The following is a 21,077-nucleotide window of genomic DNA, read 5'->3' as shown; positions in this document are numbered from 1 at the left end:
TTATCAACGGACTTATTACCTAATTTAGAAGTCTATTAAAGAAAATAAACCTAAAATGAACGGAAAATTACTTTTATCTGGATTTTTGTTATTCACCTCTTCTTTTGCAATTGCACAAGACAAAGTGATAGACAATATCATCAAAGAAGCCAATGAAAATTCTCAATTAGAAAAATTAGCACACGAACTGTTAGATGTTGTAGGCCCTCGTTTGGTGGGTACACCACAAATGAAACAGGCTAATGATTGGGTGGTAAAAAAATACGCTGACTGGGGCATTAGCGCCAAAAACGAACAATGGGGCCAATGGCGTGGTTGGGAACGCGGTGTAACTCACGTAGATTTAGTTAGTCCACGTTTAAGAACTTTAGAAGCAACACAATTAGCTTGGAGCCCCTCTACCAACGGCAAACCAATTAAAGCCGAAGCGATTATCTTACCAGAAAACATCGTTGATTCAGTTTCCTTCCAAAAATGGCTACCTGCTGTAAAAGACAAGTTGGTGCTAATTTCTCACAATCAACTTTCTGGTCGCCCAGATAAAAACTGGGAAGAATTTGCTACCAAAGATCTGTTTGAAAAGTACAAAGCAGAAAAAGCAGAGGCATTGAAGAAGTTCTCTCAAAACATCAACAAAACTGGATTAAAGGCTAAAGAACTAGCTTTAGCATTAGAAAATGCAGATGCGGCGGCAGTGGTGATCAATAACTGGTCGCAGGGCTTTGGTGTAGATAAAGTCTTTGGTGCAAACACTAAGAAAATCCCTACCATCAATTTATCGGTTGAAGATTATGGTTTGGTTTACCGTTTGGCTAAATACGGTTCTAAACCTGTTTTAAATGTAACTTCGGAGTCTAAAGAACTGGGTTTAGTGCCAACTTTTAATACCGTGGCAGAAATGAAGAGCAAGCAAAAACCTAACGAATATGTGATGCTTTCTGCCCACTTAGATTCTTGGGATGCCGCTAGCGGTGCTACAGACAATGGTTCTGGAACTGTGATGATGATGGAAACCATGCGTATCTTGAAGAAATTTTATCCAAATCCTAAACGCACTATTTTGGTTGGTCATTGGGGTAGCGAAGAGCAAGGTTTAAATGGTTCAAGAGCTTTCGTAGAAGATCATCCAGAAATCGTAAAAAATCTACAAGCATTATTTAACCAAGATAACGGAACAGGTAGAGTGGTTAACTTAGGTGGACAAGGCTTTGCCCAATCAGAAAAATTCATTAACCGTTGGTTGACAAAAGTTCCTGACACGATTAAAAATCAAATCAAAACTTCTTTCCCTGGTATTCCGGGAGCTGGTGGTTCTGATTTTGCAGCATTTGTTGCCGTTGGTGCGCCAGGTTTCTCACTAAGTTCAACTAGCTGGGATTACGGCACCTACACTTGGCATACCAACCGTGACAGCTACGATAAAATGATATTCGAGGAAATTAGAAACAACGCAATTTTAGCGGCAATTTTAGTTTATATGGCTTGCGAAGATCCTGAGAGATTTACTACAGAAAAAGGAGAATTGCCGATTAATCCTAGAACTGGACAGAAAGTAACTTGGCCAGAACAGAAAAAGGCAATTCGTAAAGGTGGCGTAGATTAAACACTGATATGTTGTTATTTAAGTGAAGTAAAAACATATCACTGAAAATTAACTAACTAAATCTATTTAGATAATTTTGAATTTCATATTACACCAAAAAGCCACGATTAAATGTCGTGGCTTTTTTTAAGTATTTCTTTTTAAAAATTAGTACCTGGTGTAGTCCCTGGCTCGTGGCTACCTCCCATTGGTTCATGTTTACGAGGAGGACTTTTACTAAATTTGCTACTGATTGTTGATTTTGAAGTGAGCTCAATGTTCTCCTCAGATCTCGTAGGCTTAGTATCATCGATATCAATTAGATCTACCTTAACCTCTTTTTCCTTGTTTTCCAAGTTCTCTTTACTTTCTCTATTTTCCATCGCTTTATGTTTTAGTTTAAAGATAAAAGTGCTATCTCAATAATCGAGATGGCTCTATAATAATTTAAATTTTCGTACAATTATCTAACATCAAGCGTTTAAGTTTGTTTGTAACATCATACATGAAAATGGAAAAAATGAAGAAAGCAATTCTTTTTGGCGCCAGCGGATTTGTAGGCAGTTATTTGTTAAACGATTTATTGCAAAGCGATATTTATGAGGAAGTTACCATTGTTCTAAGAAAACCATTAAACGTTCAGCATCCAAAATTGAAGATGGTTTTGGCAGATTATCATAGCTTAGCTCAAAATAAGGAATATTTAGTTGCTGACGATGTTTTTATTGCCTTGGGAACGACCAAAAAGAAAACTCCCGAAGAAAAAGAATATTATCAGATTGACCACGATTATCCGGTGTTAGCAGCACAGCTCACGAAGGAGAATGGCGCAAAAAATGTGTCTTTGGTCAGTGCTGTTGGGGCAAATGCAAAATCTTCCATTTTTTATGTTAAAACCAAAGGTGAGGCAGAAAGAGATGTAATTGCAGTGGACTTTGAGCATACACAGATTTTTCGTCCATCAATGATTATGGGAAGTAGAGAAGAAAGCAGACCACTAGAAAAAGTCTTCATCAAGATATTTTCTGTAGTGAATTTATTGCTAATTGGAGGCTTAAGTAAATACAAAGGCATTACTGCTAAAAATATTGCAAAGGCAATGATTAAGGCAGCGCAGCATACAAACGAAAAAATAAAAGTTTTCCATTGGGAAGAGATGAAAGACTTATCAAAATAAATTTCCGACTGCCATAAGGTTGTCAGTGAGATGACTATTTTTGCCAACAACTAATTCCCATATCTATGAGCTACTGTAGCGCAATACCCAATATGCAGCCCGAAGAACGTAAGGCTTTACATCAAAACTACCACGATAACCATTATGGTTTTCCTATTCACGATGACAACGAACTGTTTGGCAGGCTAATTTTAGAGATTAACCAAGCTGGTTTAAGCTGGGAAACAATTTTGAAAAAAGAAGAAGGCTTTAGAAAAGCTTACGCGAATTTTAACATAGAGAAGGTTGCAAACTTCACAGAAGCCGATAGAGAACGCTTGCTGCAAGACGCAGGCATCATCCGAAATAAATTAAAAGTTAATGCTGCCATAGAAAATGCCAAAACCATTCTGCAACTGCAACAAGAGTTTGGCAGCTTTGAGAAGTGGCTAGAACATCATCACCCCAAAACCAAAGCAGAGTGGATTAAGCTCTTTAAAAAAACATTTAAGTTTACTGGCGGAGAGATAGTTGGTGAGTTTTTAATGAGCATAGGCTATTTGCAAGGCGCACACGACGCTTCTTGCGCTATCCATGCGAAGGTTTTAAAGAGTAATCCGAAGTGGGTTAAATAGTAGTCTGAGAAGGTATAAAATTAGTCGTCATTTCGAGCGCAGAGAGAAATCTAACAAATTGTAAAATTCTATTCGCTAGATTTCTCCTCATACTTCGTCGAAATGACGATACTACTTAATTACTTGCTATCGTACTAACTTCCTTTTTAGGGTACAAAATCGAAAACACATACACCGTTAACACAGCTAGCGGGAATGATATCAAAGCTGGATTTTCTAATTGATGCATTGCATTTTCCGCTCCCAAACCATATTTGTCCCACATTGTTGGCGAAGTAAGGATAATAGCTAAAGAAGCTACAATACCTACTACAATTGAAGCTGAAATTCCTGTAGACGAAGTTCTTTTCCAGAAAAGCAAAAACAAGATTGCTGGTAAATTAGCAGAAGCTGCAATAGCAAAAGCCCAACCCACCAAGAAAGAAACATTAATGCCCTTGAATGCCATTCCTAGTAAAATGGCAAAAATACCAACTACCACTGCTGCAATCTTACCTACTTTTACTTTATTATCGTCATTCAAGTTTTTCTTCAGATAAATATCGATGAAATCATGGGCAATCGCTCCCGAAGAAGCCACAATTAACCCAGCTACAGTTCCTAGCACCGTAGCAAAAGCAACTGCAGAAATAACCGAGAATAATACCGCACCAAAAGCCTTTGCTAACAACGGAGCAGCCATATTGCTAGACTCTACATCCATTACGCCGTTAACACCTGCACCCAAACCGATAAACAAAGTAAGGATATAAAAACCTCCAATAGCAGCAATTGCTAAAATAGTCGATTTACGAGCATCACGAGGAGTTTTTACCGTGTAGTAACGAATAAGAATGTGTGGCAATGCTGCTGTCCCTAAAAACAACGCCAACATTAGTGACACAAAATCCAACTTACTCCATAAGCTAGCATCAGTACCTATTTTATACTTTAAGCCTGGCAACATAAACTTTGAACCAGCAGTAACTTCTGGGTAATAAATGGCAACTTGGTCTGTGCCATCGGTTAGTTTTGTTTGCAGGAAGCGCACCACATCACTTTCTTTAATGGTAGAAAGAAATTCAAATGGACCAACAGCGCCAGTTTTTTCTACTTCCTTACCATTAACGATGATTTTACTTAGGTGACCAACTTGGTAAAATTTCCTTTTGTCTTTAGTTTCGCCGTTATATAATTTCTCTCCGTTAGCTTTTTGCACAATGGTTAAAGTTTCTTTCAAGGTTGGTTTACCATCCTTCTCGGTCAAATAAAACCATCTTTCAACACCGTTCTGCCTTAGTTTCACAAAGGTTTTATCACTTACTTCTTGCTGACTTAGCACCTCCCAGCCATCTACCGCAGCAATTCCAGCACTTTCTATTTGTGGTTCTAATTCTATAAAAGTATGGTAAGGATTATCTTTTGTTCCTGGAGATAATGATAAGCCATTTTTAAGGATGTAGGTCGTTAATATTAACGATAGCACGATGAGCAAGCCTCCTTTTAAGAACTGTACATAAGTGGTTGAAGCCATACCTGCGCTCGCCACAATAGCAATTACGATTGCGCCAACCAAAATTACGCCTACCCAGTGAGGCAAACCTAGCAATGGCATCACTAAATCTCCTGCCCCTACCATTTGCGGAATGAGGTAGAATACAGAAATAATTAATGTACTAATTGATGCCGATAAGGTAATTGCCCTAGAATTGAACTTAGCATTTAAGGCATCTGTGAAAGTGTATTTACCTAATCTTTTAAATGGTTCGGCAATGAGAAATAAAGCCACAATCCAGCCTGCTAAAAACCCGATGGCGTATAAAAAGCCGTCGAAACCTGCAATGGCAATCATACCGCAGATGCCGAGAAAAGATGCTGCAGAAAGGTAATCGCCGGCGAAGGCAATACCGTTAACAGCCCAGTGAATTTGCCCACCAGCAGCATAATATGACGAAGAGTCGCTTTTCTTGCGTCCGAAATAGAAAGATAAACCAAGCACCAATCCAACGAAAATGCAGAAGAAGATTAATGCGGTAACCGAAATATCATAAATCATTTGGCATCCCCTTTCTCAGCTTCGTCTTCGTATTTGGTGCAATAATAGTTGTAAATAATGCCCATAATAACGGCAAATACAATTAAGCCAATACCATAAACTACGGCAAGGTTTAGTCCAGAAAATACGGTGGTAGATAGTAACTCGTAATTAAATACACCGAGCGCTACGAAACCTGCATAGCAGATTAGGTAAATGAAAAATAACCGTACCCCAAGTTTCGACTTTTGCTTGGTAACGATTTCCTTTTCCTCGGTTGTGCTGTTTACATGCATAAATAAAGGTTCGAAAGGTTTATAAAAGGTTTGATTGTTTTTGATATTGATAATCAACAATGGTTCTGTATACAATACTAATAAAAAAACGGAAGTTTAGTTAATGTTTTGGCGATAAATAGTTAATTGGTTCACCAGTTTATTGTCTAATTGGGCTATTAGCAAATTTATTGGTGTAAATAATTTAAGATTGTTAACCACGAAGACACAGAACACACAAAGATTTAGATATCTATTTTCGAAGAGATGATGTGGAGTACTGGCAACTGCTCGAGCTGGTTAATTTTTAGAAGCACAGGCGGTGGTAAATTAGACCTGATTGCAGCGAAAATACTTTTTGTTGCGTCATTTCGACGAGGAACGAGGAGAAATCTGTTAGTCAAAAGCGTTTAGCTTGTAGATTTCTAACATACGTTCGAAATGACTACAAAACGGACACAAAAAGATTGTAGCGAAAAGCAGGACTGGCATAAAATAAAAGTACAGGAACCTGCTCTTCTAAAAGTCTAAAAAAAAAGCAATCTTAAAACACTTGAAAATGCTTTAAGATTGCTTTCCCGAATAGTAGGGATAAACCGTGCCTCGCAATGACGATTTGGTGTGTATTAAGCTAATGCGTTTTGCTTAACCACCATCTTCACTTTTTCTAAAGTGTAATCTATTTCTTCTTTAGTGGTGTATTTGCTAAACGAGAAACGTACCGCAGGGCGATTTGGGTCGGCTTTGATGCCGTTTAACACGTGCGAACCAATGTTAGAGCCAGATGAACAAGCACTGCCACCTGATGCACAAATACCATTGATATCTAGGTTGAACAACAACATGTCCGCCATATCCATCTCTGGGAAAGAAACGTTTAAAACGGTGTACAAGCTTTTGTCCGCATCGGTTTCACCATTAAAAGCAATACCCGGAACTTCGGCAATCAGCTGTGCCTTCATGTAATCTTTCAGCTCTTGTACGTGTTTTTGGTGCGCTTCCATTTCCGTATAAGCAATTTCTAAAGCTTTTGCCAAGCCTACAATTCCATACACATTTTCGGTACCGCCACGCATATTACGCTCTTGCGCTCCTCCGTAAATCATTGGTGGAATTTTAATGCTGTTGTTCACATATAAGAAACCAACACCTTTTGGCCCGTGAAGCTTATGCGCTGCACAAACAATGAAATGTGCCTTTAACTTGCGTACATCGTGTGTGTAGTGCCCCATGGTTTGTACGGTATCTGCGTGGTAAATTGCGTTGTACTTTTCGCACAAATCGCCTACCTTTTCCATATCAGTTAAAGTACCCAACTCGTTGTTAGCATGCATTAATGAAACGAAAGTGCGGTCGTTTTTCTGCAACAATTCTTCTAAATGTGCATAGTCAACGTTTCCTTTTTCATCAATATTAACAAAACTTAGTTTATCGATAACGCCATCTTTAAGCAACATATTTAACGTATGCTCTACCGCGTGGTGCTCAATTTTAGACGTAATAGCATGCTTAATACCATAGGCAGCAATTCCACAACGGATAGCAGTATTATCTGCCTCTGTACCACCAGAAGTAAAGAAAATTTCGGAAGGTGACGCATTTAACAGCGTAGCTACCGTTTTACGTGCTTTCTCTACCAAGGTTCTCACCTCTCGTCCCAAAGCGTGTATTGCAGATGGATTTCCAAAGTAATTAGTCATTACGTTGGTCATTTCTGCAACTACAGTCGGGTCTAGTGGCGTGGTGGCGGCATTATCTAAATAAACTCGTTTCATTTTTATGTGTTGTTAGTTAGTATCGTTAAGTGTTTGGCGATTGGCATTTTGCTAAATCTGCTTACGCCAAACTCTATTCGCTAAGCTTGTAGCACTTCCCTAATATCAGAGATGATTTTTTGCGCCAAGTTTTCGGCGGTAGTTTCATTTTCTGCTTCGCTGTAAATACGAATAATAGGTTCGGTGTTAGACCTGCGTAAATGTACCCAAGATTTATCGAACTCAATTTTTAGTCCATCTATAGTACTGTATGGCTGCTTTTGATATTTCTCTTCTACCTTCTTTAACAAGACGTCTATGTCCATGTCAGGAGTTAGGGTAATTTTATTTTTTGAGATATGATACGATGGATAGCTTGCTCGCAACACTGAAATTGGTTTGCCGAACTTCGCCAAGTGCGATAAAAATAAAGCTACACCAACTAGCGCATCTCTACCATAATGCGACTCTGGATAGATGATACCGCCGTTGCCTTCGCCACCAATAATTGCATTGGTTGCTTTCATTTGGTTTACTACGTTTACCTCTCCTACTGCCGCTGCGTTGTATTGTTGCCCAGCTTTTTCGGTTACATCTCTCAATGCTCTTGTAGAAGAAAGGTTCGATACCGTATTACCTGGGGTATTTTGCAATACATAATCAGCTACAGCTACCAAAGTATATTCTTCGCCAAACATAGTTCCATCTTCGTTTACTAAAGCTAACCTATCTACATCTGGGTCTACTACAATACCTAAATCGGCATTTTTTTGTTGCACTACTTTTGCAATTTCAGTTAAATTTTCTGGAAGTGGCTCTGGATTGTGAGGGAACTGACCGTTTGGTTCGCAATAAAGTTCGTAAACGGTTTCTACACCTAAGGCTTTCAACAAAGGTGGAAGAAAAATACCGCCAGTTGAATTTACACAGTCGATAGCTACTTTGAAATTTGCTTTTTTGATAGCTTCAACATCTACCAAAGGCAATGCTAAAATGGCATCAATATGTTTTTGAATATAAGTATCGTCTTTTCTCACTTCACCAATCTCATCTACTTCTGCAAAGCTGAAATCTGAATTTTCGGCGATATCTAAAACTTCCTTACCATCGGCATCGCTAATAAACTCACCTTTAGCATTTAAAAGTTTTAAAGCGTTCCATTGCTTTGGGTTGTGACTAGCTGTAAGGATAATTCCACCAGCAGCCTTCTCCATAGGTACTGCAATTTCTACAGTTGGTGTAGTTGACAAACCAAGGTCTATCACTTCGATGCCCAAACCTTGCAACGTACCTATTACCAAATTATTTACCATCTCTCCCGAAATACGAGCGTCGCGGCCTATTACAATTCTTTTGTTATCAGCTTTGCTGATTACCCACGAGCCAAAAGCCGCAGTGAATTTTACAACATCAATTGGAGTTAAACCATCGCCAGCCTTGCCGCCAATAGTACCCCTTATACCAGAGATAGATTTAATTAAAGTCAAGTCGTTTATTTTTTGTCCAAAATTAAGAAAAATAAATGCTTTAACTTTAGGCTAATTATCATCATTTTGAAATTTAAACTTCAAGTAAATCTATAAGTTAGGTAGTTGATTTATTGCGAATTTGACATGAATGTTGTTAATTTTATAGATACAGCGCAGCTGATGCAACAAAGTTTTATATGCAACATTATTGCATAAACACTATATTTGTCGACCTAAAATCAAGTAAAAATGCAACGCAAGTGGTTTCAATATTGGTTCAATTCGCCATACTATCACATTCTTTATGGCAACAGAAATGACGAAGAAGCTGAGTTATTGATTGATAACCTATTGGCGCATTTGAAACCAAAAGCAGAAAGCAAAATTATTGATATTGCTTGCGGCAGAGGTAGGCATTCTATCTACTTGAACAAAAAAGGCTATGATGTTACGGGAATTGACCTTTCTGAGCAAAATATCAAATACGCACAGCAATTTGAGCAAAAGAACCTGCATTTTTATGTGCACGATATGCGCAAGCTGTCGTACATCAACTATTTTGATATTTCCTTAAACCTATTTACGAGTTTTGGTTACTTTGAAACCGAAAAAGACCACGTAAATGCTTTGAAAGCTTTCAGAAAAAGCATGAATGATGATGGAACTTTTGTAATTGACTATTTCAACACACAGAAAATCCTTAAAAACCTTACTCATCAAGAAATTAAAACCATTGATGGCATAGAGTTTCACATCAATAAATTTGTGTCTGAAGGAAAAATCATTAAGCACATCAACTTTGAACATAGATTAAAAGATTATGCATTCGAAGAGCGTGTACAGGCATTCTTACTTGACGATTTTGAAACTATGCTCGAAAAAAGCGGTCTTCAAATCATAGAGAAGTTTGGCAATTATCATTTAGAAGAATTTGACGAGTTGAAATCTGACCGTTTAATTTTAGTGTGTAAAAAAGTATGATGCAAGAGCTCTTACAATTTGATACTGAATTGTTCCTCAAAATACATCGGGGTTTAAGCAATGGCTTTTTCGATTGGATTATGCCGTTGTTACGCAACCGTTATTTTTGGGCACCACTGTATCTATTTATCGTTATCTTTTGCATCCGCCAGTATAAAAAAAATGGTTTAATTATTATTGGAGGCATATTATTAGCTTTTGCACTGGGCGACATGACTTCATCAAAACTCATTAAACCTATGGTTGCAAGAATAAGACCCTGCAACGAAGTTCAACTATCGGATCAAATTATCCATCGGGTACCCTGCCCTGGTGGAAAAAGCTTCCCTTCGTCTCACGCTACCAATCATTTTGGCATTGCTGTATTTTTAATAGGTGTGTTTTATAGAAAGTGGAAAGCGATTTTACCTATTGGGATATTATGGGCTGCATCAATTAGTTTTGCGCAGGTTTATGTCGGTGTACATTATCCAATAGATGTTTCGGCGGGAATGATCTTAGGAATAACCTTAGGCTTAATTGCACTACTGGTTTATAGAACTGTAGAGCGAAGGGTTTTAAAAAAGACCATCGTAGACACCACCTCAGCTGATAAATTATAATTTGTACTCAAATGGAACTCTGGAAGTTTTTAATCTTATTCTTTTCTGCCTTTTTGGGAGGTTTGGGTATTTTTTTAGTGAAGAACGACAAATCTCAGCTCCTAAAACTGATCTTATCCTTTAGTGGTGCCTATTTATTCGCAGTAACCGTTTTACATCTCATTCCAGATGCCTACCACGGCTCGGATAGCCACGAAATTGGCATCTATATTCTTATTGGTTTTTTATTGCAGATTTTTTTAGAACAGTTTTCCGAAGGAATTGAACATGGTCATATCCATAAACATCATCATGCCTCAGCTTTTCCCTACGGAATTATGATTAGTCTTTGTTTACATGCTTTTTTAGAAGGTATGCCTTTAGCAAAAGACCAACATAACGAACTGATTTTTGGAATTTCCTTGCACCACATTCCTGCTGCATTTGCCTTAGGCAGCATTTTGATTCAAAACCATATTAAAAAATCAGCTATTATTTTCCATATTGCCTTATTTGCAATTATGGCGCCATTAGGGTATTGGGTAAGTTTAGGTTTAAGTAATGGCACCATAGGTGGCGTAGAAGCTTATTTCAATAAGATTATGGGCATTGTAATTGGTATTTTCTTACATATCTCAACAACAATTCTTTTCGAATCAAGTGCCGACCATAAGATTAATAAACGGAAAATGGCAGCCGTTTTATTAGGTATTGGAATTGCATTAATCGGTTTCTATGCAGGCACTACGCATAGCCATTAGCCGTTTTGCTTTTTCTAATAACAGCAATCATTCAATGCAATAATTTAGATTTCCAACATTCCTGTCAAAATCTAAAATCGTAAATCTAAAACCGTAAATCATTGTATCTTTGCGCCAATGCAACTAGCACAACAGGTAAAACATCTCATTAAAAAGGAAATCATTTTAGAATGGCGTTCTAAATATGCGTTAAATGGTGTTTTACTTTATGTAGTTTCTACAGTTTTTGTATGCTTTATGTCATTTCAAGTAGTGGAGAAAATTACATGGAATGCGCTATTTTGGATCATCATGCTGTTTGCCTCTATCAACGCTATTGCTAAAAGTTTCTTACAGGAAAGCAGAGGCAGACAATTATACATCTACACCTTGGTTAGCCCAGCGGCACTTATTATTGCAAAAACCATTTACAATAGCTTGTTAATGATGTTGCTTACTGTAATTGCACTTGCTTTTTACAGTCTTGTTTTCGAACCAAGTAAAGACATCGATATCTTAATGTACTTGCTCGCTGCTGTTTTAGGCAGTTTGAGCTTTGCCACCATTTTTACTATGGTATCAGCTATTGCTTCAAAAACTGGAAATGGTGGTATGTTAATGGCAATTTTGAGCTTTCCAATTATCATTCCTGTGCTTATCGTATTAATCAAGCTTGCTAAAAATGCAATAGATGGATTGGACAGATCGGTAAGTTTAGACGAAATAGGCTTATTAGCAGTGATAAATGTAATAGTAATGACAGTAGCTTTATTGTTATTTCCTTACCTTTGGCGAGATTAGAATAAATGATAGAATTTTGAATGAATAAATGAGTGAATTAACAACTCTAACCTTTCAACATTCCAACCTTGCAACAATTTAACAAACTTATGCAAAAATCCTGGTGGAAAATTTTAGCCGCTGTTTTAGTAGTTTACACCGCAATTACCGGACTATTGTTGGAAGTACCTAGGCTAGCTATCCTCAATGAAACAATCAGAAATTTATATTTCCACGTACCGATGTGGTTTGCCATGGTGGTTCTTTTCACCATTTCGGTTTGGTACAGCGTAAGGTCTTTAAGTACACAAAGCGAAGCTGACGATGTTAGAGCGGTAGAAAGTGCAAATGCAGGTATTATATTCGGCATTTTAGGAATTGTAACGGGTGCTGTTTGGGCAAAATTTACTTGGGGGCAGTTCTGGAGTTTCGATCCTAAACAAAATTTTGCAGCCATCTCCTTGCTGCTATACTTTGCTTATTTTGTATTACGCAATGCGATAGATGAAGAACAAAAACGAGCCAAAATAGCCGCTATCTACAATATTTTTGCTTTCCCGATGATGATAGTACTACTTTTTGTACTTCCACGTTTACAAGATTCTTTACACCCGGGCAACGGTGGCAACCCAGGTTTTAATAGCTACGATTTAGATAGCAGAATGCGTTTGGTATTTTACCCTGCTTGTTTGGGATGGATATTAATTGGCTACTGGGTCTACACGCTCCGTTTCAGAACTAAAACTTTAGAAAACAAACAAAACACGCTATAATGAAAAAAATATTAGCCCTAATTACTTTACTTTTTTCAACACTTAATTTGCTAGCTCAAAACAACGATATTGAGATGGCAGATCAGCTGCGTACCGACGGAAAAATTTACATTGTAGTGATCTGTATCGTGATTATTTTGGTTGGTTTGCTCATTTATCTTTTTGCCTTAGACAGACGTTTGAAATTGTTAGAAAAAAAATCTGACACCAAAAACTAATTTTAAACACCGTAGAAACATTTTTTTGAACCGAAATGTTATAGTGTGTACCGTACACTAAGAAAAATATTCTTGCAAGAATGGTTTATTTTACTGCAATTTTGCACCCGTAAAAGCATAAAACCAAAAAATACAAAAAATGGCTAGTACAGCAAATGAAACAAGTTTTTTCACCGATGTGTGTAAGAACTTTGACGCTGCCGCTAAATTCACTTCTCACCCTGAGGGTTTATTAGCGCAAATTAAAGCATGTAACAGTGTATACCGTTTCCAATTCCCAATTCGTAGAGGAAACGGCTTCGAAGTAATTGATGCGTGGCGTGTAGAGCACTCGCACCACATGAGCCCTACAAAGGGTGGTATTCGTTACAGCGAAATGGTTAATGAAGATGAGGTAATGGCCTTAGCTGCGTTAATGACCTACAAATGTGCCATTGTAAATGTACCATTCGGTGGTGCTAAAGGTGGTATCTGTATCAATCCAAAAAACTACACTGTTGCCGAGTTAGAAACTATCACTCGTCGTTATACAACTGAATTAATCAAGAAAAACTTTATAGGTCCTGGTATCGACGTTCCTGCTCCAGATTATGGATCAGGCGAACGCGAAATGAGCTGGATTGCCGACACCTATATGACCATGAACCCAGGTTCTTTAGATGCATTAGGTTGTGTTACTGGTAAGCCAATTGCACTACATGGTATCCGTGGTCGTAAAGAGGCTACTGGTCGTGGTGTTGCCTATGCAGTTCGTGAGTGTGTAAGCCACGCTGATGATATGAAGAAATTAGGCCTTACTGCTGGTTTAGAAAACAAGAAAGTAATTGTTCAAGGTTTAGGTAACGTGGGTTATCACTCAGCTAAATTTATTACAGAGTTTGGTGGTATCATTGTAGGTATCTGCGAATTCGAGGGTGCAATTTACAATGCTAACGGCTTAAATGTTGACGAAGTGTTTGCTCACCGCAAAAACACAGGTTCTTTATTGGGCTTCCCTGGCGCTACTGATTTCAAAAACTCTAAAGAAGGTTTAGAGCAAGAATGTGATATTTTAGTGCCTGCTGCATTAGAAAATCAAATTACTGCAGAAAATGTACGCAACATTAAAGCAAAAATTATTGCTGAAGGTGCGAACGGACCTTGTACTCCAGAAGCGGAAGAAATTTTCACAGAAATGGGCGGGATCATTATTCCAGATATGTATTGCAACGCTGGTGGTGTAACTGTATCTTATTTCGAGTGGTTAAAAAACCTTTCTCACGTAGCTTTTGGCCGTATGGAAAATCGCTATGCTGAAAATTCAAATGCAAACTTAATTAACACACTAGAAACCTTAACAGGGAAAACGATCCCTGCTGAGAACCGTTTAATGATTGTTAAAGGTGCATCTGAGTTAGAATTGGTAAACTCAGGTTTAGAAGACACGATGATCCACTCTTACCGCGAAATTAGAGAGACATTGATCAATAAGCCAGAAGTAAAGACTTTAAGAACTGCAGCTTTCGTAAATTCGATTGATAAAATTGCCGTTTCTTACATGAATTTAGGCGTTTGGCCATAGACTGGTTCTAAATAACAGGAAGCCCCGTAATTTATATGTTACGGGGCTTTTTTGTTTATCAAACAATTGTCAAGATATACCGCATAAACGAGCAGAAACGCTTGACCTTCTTTTGTTTTTCTATATTTGTGGACTGTATTTTAAATCACACCAAATGAGAAAAAGTGCTATTATCGGATTAATTACAATTGCTATCTGCATTGGATTTTTAGTTAGCTTGAATGCTGACACCGACTCTTACTCTAACTTCAAAGAAGCTACAAAATCACAAAGAGAAGAACATGTGATGGGCTATTGGGAAAAAACCAAAGGAATGTATTATGATGCTGCCAAAGATCCTAACCACTTTGCATTTTACATGAAAGATGAGGATGGAATGGTTAACAAAGTAGTACTTAATGGCTCTAAACCTCAAGATTTCGAACGTTCAGAAAAATTGGTATTGATTGGCAAGATGGAAAACAACACCTTCTATGCTTCTAAAATTTTAATGAAATGTCCTTCTAAATACAACGACAATATGGTGGAAGTAAATCAAGATGGGACAGTAAAAGAGCCTAGTAAATACGCAAAAGAATCTAAATCTTAATGGATATACAGTTTATTGGAGAGAACCTCCTTCCTGGCAAGTTAGGCCAATTTTTCATCGTACTTTCGTTTGGGGCGTCGCTACTATCAACTATCGCCTATTTTTTCGCCACTAAAAATAAAAACCTAGAAGACCGCTCTTGGACCAAAATTGGAAGAATTGGTTTTTGGGCAAATCTTATCGGCATTTTAGGTATCGGTGCTACCTTATTCTACCTTATTTTAAATCACTATAACGAATACAACTACGTTTATTCTCACTCATCGAAGGAATTACCTGTTTATTACATCATTTCTGCATTTTGGCAAGGACAAGAAGGTAGTTTCTGGCTATGGGCATTTTGGCAAGCACTTTTAGGTTTGGTGTTAATTGCTAAAGCTAAATCGTGGGAAAATGGTGTGATGACCGTTGTAGCGCTTTCACAAACTTTTTTAACCTCAATGCTTTTAGGGGTTCAAATTTTCGGAATTCATATTGGATCTTCTCCATTTATCTTATTAAGAGATGCCGTGAATTTGAAGGAAATGGCACCTATTTTTGCCGACCCTGAGAACTACAAAAACTACCTAAGTTTCATTACAGACGGTAAGGGTTTAAATCCTTTGTTACAAAATTACTGGATGGTTATTCACCCTCCAACCCTATTTTTAGGATTTGCCAGTATGATTGTTCCCTTTGCTTACGGCATTACTGCTTTATGGCAAAAGCGTTATAAAGATTGGGTTAAACCTGTTTTACCTTGGGTTTCTTTCGCAGTAATGATTTTAGGAACGGGTATCATTATGGGTTCTTTTTGGGCCTACGAAGCACTTAACTTTGGTGGTTTCTGGGCCTGGGATCCTGTAGAAAATGCATCCATCATTCCTTGGTTAACCTTAATTGGTGGATTACACGTAATTATTGCTTTTAAAAATACTGGCCATGCTTATTTTACAGCAATGGCACTTATTTTAGTGAGTTTCATCTTGGTATTATATGCTTCTTTTTTAACCAGAAGCGGTATTTTGGGCGAAACTTCGGTACACTCATTCACCGATTTGGGAATGTCTGGCCAATTGATCTTTTACATTGCTACGTTCTTGGGCATTGCCATCTTAGCCGTTGTGTTACGTTGGAAAGAATTGCCAATTACGCACAAAGACGAAGAAACTTATTCACGTGAGTTTTGGATGTTCATTGGTGCTCTTGTAGTAACCGTATCTTGTATCCACATTATTTTTGCTACTTCGGTACCAGTATTTAACGCTGTATTTGGCACCAACTATGCACCTATTAAAGATGCAATTAGGTTTTACAACCAATGGCAGGCGCCTTTTGCAGTATTAATTGCATTAATTTCTGGTTTCTCACAGTTCTTGAAATACAAGCGTACAGATCCTCGTAAATTCTATAGCAGTTTAATCTCATCTATCGTATTTGCAATGGTTATTACGGCTGGTTTTGCTTGGATAAGTGGTATCTATACCAACTTAATGTACATCATCCTTACATTTAGCTGTATATTCTCTGTATTGGCTAATGCAAGGTTGCTGACAGGCATTTTCACTAAACGCGGTAGCAAATTAGCAGGATCTGCAATTGCTCACATCGGCTTTGCCATATTATTGGTGGGGGCTTTGGTAGCTGCAGCTACAAGTAATCCTATCTCTATCAACGAAACAAATTTCATCCCTGTTAAGGATTTCGAAAAGGCTGCAAAACCTGGTGAAAATATCATGTTATATAAGAACGAGCCTAAAAAGATGGGCAAATACACCGTTACTTATGTGAGTGATACCACCATACAGCCAAATACTTTTTACAAGCTTAACTTTAGGATAGTAGACGAAGAAACAGGCAAGGTTAAAGAAGATTTTACGGTTAATCCTAGTATCCAAGAAAACGGAAGAATGGGTTTAATTGCTTCTCCAGACACCAAACATTACTTGTTTAAAGATATCTATACACATATTACAAGCGCAGCTCAGAAACAAGAGGAGCACGAAGATCACGAAGGACACACGGAGGAAGAAAATTACAAAGCACCTCGTATTGTAGCTTTAAAAGTTGGCGATACTGTTCATACAAGCAGCGGTGTGTTAACCATCAAAGCCATCAACAAGCAACCTGTGGTTAGAGATTTAAAGATTGAGAAAGATGATTTAGCGGTTGGCTTGCCTTTGGAAATTAACGTGAGTGGCAAAATCTACAATGTAGAACCTCTTTTCTTAATAAAAGGTAATAACACTTTCGATTTTGCCCGCAAAATTGACGAGTTAGGTTTAAGATTTAGATTTACGAAGATTATTCCTGAAGAAGACAGGTTTGAACTTCAAATTTTCGAGAAACCTCAACAAGCTAAAGATTGGTTGGTGTTCAAATCTATCGAATTTCCATACATCAACTTATATTGGATTGGTACCATCGTAATGGTAATTGGTTTCTTGATTTCTATCTTCAGAAGGAAAAAAGAACTGAAAACAGATTAATGCGAGTATCCATTATAGGTTCGGGAAATGTAGCTACACACATAGCCAAAGCACTGCGCAATGCCAAAGTAACGTTGCTCGATATTTGGTCGTACAGCTTAGAAAATGCGCAGTTATTAGCCAACAAAGTTGATGCTAGAGCTATCGCAGAACTTTCTCAAATCTCTGATGAAACAGATATCGTGCTAATTTCGGTGAAGGATGATGCAATTGATGAAGTTGCAGTGCAATTGAAAGATTTTAAAGGCTTAATTGCACACACTTCGGGAGCTGTAGCTTTAAATGCTTTGGCCAACAATGAAAATTATGGCGTTTTCTATCCATTACAAACATTTTCTAAACAAAAAGACCTGGATTTTAGCAACGTTCCGCTTTGTTTAGAAGCTAACAATGTGGCTAACCTAAATTTGTTAAAACAGCTAGCTATGCTAATTAGTAGTAATGTTTACGCATTAAGTAGCGAACAGAGAAAGACTTTACATTTGGCTGCTGTTTTTGCTTGCAATTTCCCTAATTACCTTTATGGAATAGCACAGCAACTATTAGCACAGCATCAGTTGGATTTTGATATTATCAAGCCACTAATAGCTGAAACTGCCAATAAAATACAAGATGCGCTTCCAAACGAAGTACAAACTGGTCCGGCAATCAGAAATGACGAGCAGACCTTAAAAAAACACGAGGCTATGCTTCAAGAGCATCCAGCGTGGTTAAATATATACCAACTATTAAGCGATCAGATTAAAAACAGCAGATCATACTGATTTTTGATTTTGGCTGCTTACTTTTGCATTGAATTATGAGTATTTTCAAACTAAAGATAAATTTCGAAGAACAAGGAAAAGAACCTGTAGAGTTACCTATTGCTGCTGGTGAAGATGTATTGGATGTAGTTTTAGACAACAACATCAAGTTACAACATAATTGTGGAGGTGTTTGCGGGTGCAGTACTTGCCATATTTACGTAACCAAAGGGATGGATAATATCCAAGAAATCTCTGAAAAGGAAGAGGATTTTGTAGACCGTGCAGTAAGACCAAAAATCACGTCGAGGTTAGCTTGTCAATGTGTGGTTTTAGATGGTGATATCGAAATCACTATTCCAGACCAATCTGGATTTTTAGGACACTAGACAGTAGGCAGTTTTCAGTTAGCAGTTTACAGCTAACCGATTAACCAATTACACAGTTAACCAACATTTTAACTATAGAACAATTTAGCAATTACCATAGATGAACAACGATAAATTTGCCTTACCAATTCAGTGGAACGACATTGAAGATATTGCTTTAGAGCTTTATGAAAAATTTGGTGATGATTTCAATGAGCAAAAAATCTACAGAATTAGGTTTACTGATCTAATTGAATGGGTATTAGAACTTCCAAATTTTGCAGGGACAAGAGAACAGTGTACTGAAGGCCATTTGGAGCAAATTCAATCTGCTTGGGTTTACGAGTGGAGAGATAATCAGTAAAGGTTCTTAATTAGCGAAATTCAAGTCTGATTTGGTAACTTAATCGGAGGCATATTTTATACGGTCTGTCATCCAGAGCGCAGCGAAGGATCTTTTATATTTTTATTAGATTCCTCCTAACGTCGGAATGACAGCACGCATAAAGGTCTCCAAAAACAAACAATTCCACTCCTATGCTCCAGAACCTTAAAAACATCACCACCTTCATTTTTGACATTGATGGCGTACTTACCGATGGCTCTGTTTTAGCTTCGGAGAGTGGTGAGCTTTTGCGTTCTTTCAACACCAAAGATGGTTACGCATTGCAGCTAGCAGCAAAAAAAGGTTACAATATCTGCATTATTTCTGGCGGTAAGGGCTCGGCAATCAGTAAGCGTTTCGAAAGTCTTGGCGTTGCCGATGTTTTTTTAGGTGTAGAAGAGAAAATTGATATTTTCAATAATTACATCAACCAAAAAGGAATTACCCCAGAGCAGGTTTTGTACATGGGGGATGACATTCCAGATGCAGAGGTGATGAAATTGGTAGGTATTGCCACCTGCCCTGCCGATGCTGTAGAGGAAATCAAAGCAATTTCACATTATATTTCTCCTAAAGATGGTGGTAGAGCTGCTGCCAGAGATGTGATAGAAAAAGTGCTAAAAGTACAGCATAATTGGTATGGCAATATACCTTCTGCCGCTGAAGCGAGTAAATAAAAGTTCATTAGCTCATTGGTTCACTTGTTTCCAGAAGTTATAGGGAATTCGCAATCTCAACGTAAATCACTATTACACTATCACTAGCTTTTACTTTTTGTCTATTGATTTTTGGTAATTGGTTTATTGTTATTCTTCAGTTAACACTTTCAAAAAATAAATCTTTTTCATCGATTTAAACTTCTAGTGTTTTTTGTACTCCAACACAAAACTTAAAACAAAATTGGACAGATGAAAAAATTAATGATGATTTGCGGGCTATTATTTGGTATGGTAGCTTTTGCTCAAGCGCAGCCAGGTCAAGGTAGACAAGGTGGTGGTCCTGGTGGTAGAATGGGTATGAACCCGGAAGCTAGAATAAAGCAATTAGATGAGAAACTAAAGTTATCTGACGATCAAAAAGCAAAGCTAACCACAATTTTTACTGAACAGGCTGATGCGCAAAAGAAAATGCGTGAAGAAATGCAAGGAGGTGGTGACAGACAAGCCATGATGGAAAAGATGCAGAAAATGAGAGCGGAGCTGGAAACAAAAGTAAGTGGCGTTTTAACAGAAGATCAAAAGAAAACTTACAAAGTGATGCTTGACGAACAAAAGGCTGAAATGGAGAAAAGAGCTAAAGAGCGTCAAGAACGCAATTAGCTAAATTCATTAAAAAGACAAAAACAAAGCGGCAACAAAGCCGCTTTTGTTATTTTTGGAAAAATTTAAATATGTTAAAGCTTAAGCTACCAATTATACTCGCTTCTAAGTCTCCTAGACGACAAGAACTGCTAACCCTGATGGGATTAGATTTTTCAGTTGAACTAAAAGATGTGGACGAAAGTTATCCAGATACATTAAGCGCACCTGAAATTGCCGTATACATTGCAGAAAAGAAGGCAAAAGCCTTTAATGCGAATCCTGATGAGATTATTATTACTGCCGATACCATTGTTGCGATAAATGGAGAGATTTTAGGTAAACCGAGAGATCATCAAGAGGCGCAAGAAATGCTAGGAAAGCTTTCGGGTAATAAGCATGAAGTTTATACTGGGGTAAGCATTAATCACAAAGGTAAAACCACATCTTTTTATGATAAGACTGAAGTTTTCTGCAGAATATTAAATGCTGAAGAAATTAATTATTACATCGATAACTACCAGCCTTTTGATAAAGCGGGAAGTTACGGCGTACAAGATTGGTTCGGTTTAACTGTTGTAGAGCGGTTAAATGGATCTTATACCAATGTGATGGGCTTACCTACCGAAAAATTGTATCAGTATTTGCTTAAAATTTAAATCAACGGGTACAATGGAATGAAACTATAGCAATGAAAGGTTAATAGT

23 protein-coding genes are annotated in these 21,077 nt (G+C 37.7%); 18 read left to right on the top strand and 5 right to left on the bottom strand.

Going from position 1 to position 21,077, the window contains the following annotated elements:
* Positions 1–55 precede the first annotated feature (55 nt).
* Positions 56–1,603: a M20/M25/M40 family metallo-hydrolase gene (locus tag AC23ME_RS14580; RefSeq protein ID WP_487728509.1), complete on the top strand. Its 1,548-nt coding sequence runs from the start codon at positions 56–58 to the stop codon at positions 1,601–1,603.
* Positions 1,604–1,743: 140 nt separating this feature from the next.
* Here AC23ME_RS14580 and AC23ME_RS14575 read toward each other — a convergent pair whose 3' ends face one another.
* Entirely contained in the window at positions 1,744–1,965 is a 222-nt protein-coding gene (locus AC23ME_RS14575; RefSeq protein WP_487728508.1) for a hypothetical protein, read from the bottom strand.
* 137 nt (positions 1,966–2,102) lie between these two features.
* Between AC23ME_RS14575 and AC23ME_RS14570 the strand changes: the two genes are divergently transcribed.
* A complete protein-coding gene (locus AC23ME_RS14570; protein WP_487728507.1) occupies positions 2,103–2,759 on the top strand; it encodes an NAD(P)H-binding protein in 657 nt (218 codons plus the stop codon).
* A 65-nt stretch (positions 2,760–2,824) separates the two neighbouring features.
* Positions 2,825–3,373, top strand: coding sequence for a DNA-3-methyladenine glycosylase I (locus AC23ME_RS14565; RefSeq protein WP_487728506.1), 549 nt, complete (start codon positions 2,825–2,827; stop codon positions 3,371–3,373).
* Between the two features lie 115 nt (positions 3,374–3,488).
* On the opposite strand, the gene AC23ME_RS14560 is transcribed toward AC23ME_RS14565, so the two are convergent.
* From AC23ME_RS14560 to glmM, 4 genes are all read right to left on the bottom strand, one after another.
* Complete coding sequence (locus AC23ME_RS14560; protein WP_487728505.1) at positions 3,489–5,408, bottom strand: solute symporter family protein; 1,920 nt, start codon at positions 5,406–5,408, stop codon at positions 3,489–3,491.
* The gene (locus AC23ME_RS14555; RefSeq protein WP_487728504.1) at positions 5,405–5,758 is read right to left on the bottom strand and encodes a DUF485 domain-containing protein; all 354 of its coding nucleotides are present in this window, start codon (positions 5,756–5,758) and stop codon (positions 5,405–5,407) included. Before AC23ME_RS14555 ends, AC23ME_RS14560 begins: the two co-directional genes overlap by 4 nt.
* Before the next feature lie 530 nt (positions 5,759–6,288).
* On the bottom strand, positions 6,289–7,437 hold the full coding sequence (locus AC23ME_RS14550; RefSeq protein ID WP_487728503.1) for a cysteine desulfurase family protein: 1,149 nt from the start codon (positions 7,435–7,437) through the stop codon (positions 6,289–6,291).
* Between the two features lie 80 nt (positions 7,438–7,517).
* On the bottom strand, positions 7,518–8,903 hold the full coding sequence (gene glmM, locus AC23ME_RS14545) for a phosphoglucosamine mutase (protein WP_487728502.1): 1,386 nt from the start codon (positions 8,901–8,903) through the stop codon (positions 7,518–7,520).
* Between the two features lie 231 nt (positions 8,904–9,134).
* Between glmM and AC23ME_RS14540 the strand changes: the two genes are divergently transcribed.
* The 15 genes from AC23ME_RS14540 (at position 9,135) to AC23ME_RS14470 (ending at position 21,029) form a co-directional block, all read left to right on the top strand.
* Entirely contained in the window at positions 9,135–9,866 is a 732-nt protein-coding gene (locus AC23ME_RS14540) for a class I SAM-dependent methyltransferase (RefSeq protein WP_487728501.1), read from the top strand.
* Positions 9,863–10,468, top strand: coding sequence for a phosphatase PAP2 family protein (locus tag AC23ME_RS14535; RefSeq protein WP_487728500.1), 606 nt, complete (start codon positions 9,863–9,865; stop codon positions 10,466–10,468). The genes AC23ME_RS14540 and AC23ME_RS14535 overlap by 4 nt, the downstream gene beginning before the upstream one ends.
* Positions 10,469–10,479: 11 nt before the next feature.
* On the top strand, positions 10,480–11,208 hold the full coding sequence (locus AC23ME_RS14530; RefSeq protein WP_487728499.1) for a ZIP family metal transporter: 729 nt from the start codon (positions 10,480–10,482) through the stop codon (positions 11,206–11,208).
* Between the two features lie 117 nt (positions 11,209–11,325).
* The gene (locus AC23ME_RS14525; protein ID WP_487728498.1) at positions 11,326–11,988 is read left to right on the top strand and encodes a heme exporter protein CcmB; all 663 of its coding nucleotides are present in this window, start codon (positions 11,326–11,328) and stop codon (positions 11,986–11,988) included.
* Positions 11,989–12,077: 89 nt separating this feature from the next.
* Positions 12,078–12,740, top strand: a complete 663-nt coding sequence (gene ccsA / locus AC23ME_RS14520) for a cytochrome c biogenesis protein CcsA (protein WP_487728497.1) — start codon at positions 12,078–12,080, stop codon at positions 12,738–12,740.
* A complete protein-coding gene (locus tag AC23ME_RS14515; RefSeq protein WP_487728496.1) occupies positions 12,740–12,958 on the top strand; it encodes a CcmD family protein in 219 nt (72 codons plus the stop codon). The genes ccsA and AC23ME_RS14515 overlap by 1 nt, the downstream gene beginning before the upstream one ends.
* Before the next feature lie 139 nt (positions 12,959–13,097).
* Positions 13,098–14,519: a Glu/Leu/Phe/Val family dehydrogenase gene (locus tag AC23ME_RS14510; RefSeq protein ID WP_487728495.1), complete on the top strand. Its 1,422-nt coding sequence runs from the start codon at positions 13,098–13,100 to the stop codon at positions 14,517–14,519.
* A gap of 154 nt (positions 14,520–14,673) precedes the next feature.
* Positions 14,674–15,108 carry a cytochrome c maturation protein CcmE domain-containing protein gene (locus AC23ME_RS14505; protein ID WP_487728494.1) on the top strand — a complete coding sequence of 145 codons (435 nt, stop codon included), beginning with the start codon at positions 14,674–14,676 and terminating at the stop codon, positions 15,106–15,108.
* Positions 15,108–17,576, top strand: a complete 2,469-nt coding sequence (locus tag AC23ME_RS14500; RefSeq protein ID WP_487728493.1) for a heme lyase CcmF/NrfE family subunit — start codon at positions 15,108–15,110, stop codon at positions 17,574–17,576. The genes AC23ME_RS14505 and AC23ME_RS14500 overlap by 1 nt, the downstream gene beginning before the upstream one ends.
* A complete protein-coding gene (locus AC23ME_RS14495; RefSeq protein ID WP_487728492.1) occupies positions 17,576–18,340 on the top strand; it encodes a Rossmann-like and DUF2520 domain-containing protein in 765 nt (254 codons plus the stop codon). The genes AC23ME_RS14500 and AC23ME_RS14495 overlap by 1 nt, the downstream gene beginning before the upstream one ends.
* Positions 18,341–18,375: 35 nt before the next feature.
* On the top strand, positions 18,376–18,708 hold the full coding sequence (locus tag AC23ME_RS14490; protein WP_487728491.1) for a 2Fe-2S iron-sulfur cluster-binding protein: 333 nt from the start codon (positions 18,376–18,378) through the stop codon (positions 18,706–18,708).
* A gap of 100 nt (positions 18,709–18,808) precedes the next feature.
* Positions 18,809–19,051 (top strand): Fe-S cluster assembly protein IscX, encoded by a 243-nt coding sequence (gene iscX / locus AC23ME_RS14485; protein ID WP_138724117.1) that lies wholly within the window; start codon positions 18,809–18,811, stop codon positions 19,049–19,051.
* Positions 19,052–19,224: 173 nt separating this feature from the next.
* Complete coding sequence (locus AC23ME_RS14480; protein ID WP_487728490.1) at positions 19,225–19,749, top strand: KdsC family phosphatase; 525 nt, start codon at positions 19,225–19,227, stop codon at positions 19,747–19,749.
* A 231-nt stretch (positions 19,750–19,980) separates the two neighbouring features.
* Positions 19,981–20,391 (top strand): DUF4890 domain-containing protein, encoded by a 411-nt coding sequence (locus tag AC23ME_RS14475; RefSeq protein ID WP_487728489.1) that lies wholly within the window; start codon positions 19,981–19,983, stop codon positions 20,389–20,391.
* Between the two features lie 71 nt (positions 20,392–20,462).
* A complete protein-coding gene (locus AC23ME_RS14470) occupies positions 20,463–21,029 on the top strand; it encodes a Maf family nucleotide pyrophosphatase (protein WP_487728488.1) in 567 nt (188 codons plus the stop codon).
* Positions 21,030–21,077 lie beyond the last annotated feature (48 nt).

Source organism: Pedobacter sp. T50_32, assembly GCF_057652195.1.
The sequence above is the reverse complement of the archived record's forward strand: the minus strand, read 5'-3'. Positions and strand labels throughout refer to the sequence as shown.

Coding starts and splice junctions, on each gene's coding strand:
- AC23ME_RS14490 (WP_487728491.1), top strand. CDS start 18,376: ATGAGTATTTTCAAACTAAAGATAAATTTCGAAGAACAAGGAAAAGAA.
- AC23ME_RS14525 (WP_487728498.1), top strand. CDS start 11,326: ATGCAACTAGCACAACAGGTAAAACATCTCATTAAAAAGGAAATCATT.
- AC23ME_RS14480 (WP_487728490.1), top strand. CDS start 19,225: ATGCTCCAGAACCTTAAAAACATCACCACCTTCATTTTTGACATTGAT.
- AC23ME_RS14505 (WP_487728494.1), top strand. CDS start 14,674: ATGAGAAAAAGTGCTATTATCGGATTAATTACAATTGCTATCTGCATT.
- AC23ME_RS14565 (WP_487728506.1), top strand. CDS start 2,825: ATGAGCTACTGTAGCGCAATACCCAATATGCAGCCCGAAGAACGTAAG.
- AC23ME_RS14470 (WP_487728488.1), top strand. CDS start 20,463: ATGTTAAAGCTTAAGCTACCAATTATACTCGCTTCTAAGTCTCCTAGA.
- AC23ME_RS14560 (WP_487728505.1), bottom strand. CDS start 5,408: ATGATTTATGATATTTCGGTTACCGCATTAATCTTCTTCTGCATTTTC.
- AC23ME_RS14550 (WP_487728503.1), bottom strand. CDS start 7,437: ATGAAACGAGTTTATTTAGATAATGCCGCCACCACGCCACTAGACCCG.
- ccsA (WP_487728497.1), top strand. CDS start 12,078: ATGCAAAAATCCTGGTGGAAAATTTTAGCCGCTGTTTTAGTAGTTTAC.
- AC23ME_RS14475 (WP_487728489.1), top strand. CDS start 19,981: ATGAAAAAATTAATGATGATTTGCGGGCTATTATTTGGTATGGTAGCT.
- AC23ME_RS14570 (WP_487728507.1), top strand. CDS start 2,103: ATGAAGAAAGCAATTCTTTTTGGCGCCAGCGGATTTGTAGGCAGTTAT.
- AC23ME_RS14535 (WP_487728500.1), top strand. CDS start 9,863: ATGATGCAAGAGCTCTTACAATTTGATACTGAATTGTTCCTCAAAATA.
- AC23ME_RS14530 (WP_487728499.1), top strand. CDS start 10,480: ATGGAACTCTGGAAGTTTTTAATCTTATTCTTTTCTGCCTTTTTGGGA.
- AC23ME_RS14540 (WP_487728501.1), top strand. CDS start 9,135: ATGCAACGCAAGTGGTTTCAATATTGGTTCAATTCGCCATACTATCAC.
- AC23ME_RS14495 (WP_487728492.1), top strand. CDS start 17,576: ATGCGAGTATCCATTATAGGTTCGGGAAATGTAGCTACACACATAGCC.
- AC23ME_RS14515 (WP_487728496.1), top strand. CDS start 12,740: ATGAAAAAAATATTAGCCCTAATTACTTTACTTTTTTCAACACTTAAT.
- AC23ME_RS14510 (WP_487728495.1), top strand. CDS start 13,098: ATGGCTAGTACAGCAAATGAAACAAGTTTTTTCACCGATGTGTGTAAG.
- AC23ME_RS14580 (WP_487728509.1), top strand. CDS start 56: ATGAACGGAAAATTACTTTTATCTGGATTTTTGTTATTCACCTCTTCT.
- AC23ME_RS14500 (WP_487728493.1), top strand. CDS start 15,108: ATGGATATACAGTTTATTGGAGAGAACCTCCTTCCTGGCAAGTTAGGC.
- AC23ME_RS14575 (WP_487728508.1), bottom strand. CDS start 1,965: ATGGAAAATAGAGAAAGTAAAGAGAACTTGGAAAACAAGGAAAAAGAG.
- iscX (WP_138724117.1), top strand. CDS start 18,809: ATGAACAACGATAAATTTGCCTTACCAATTCAGTGGAACGACATTGAA.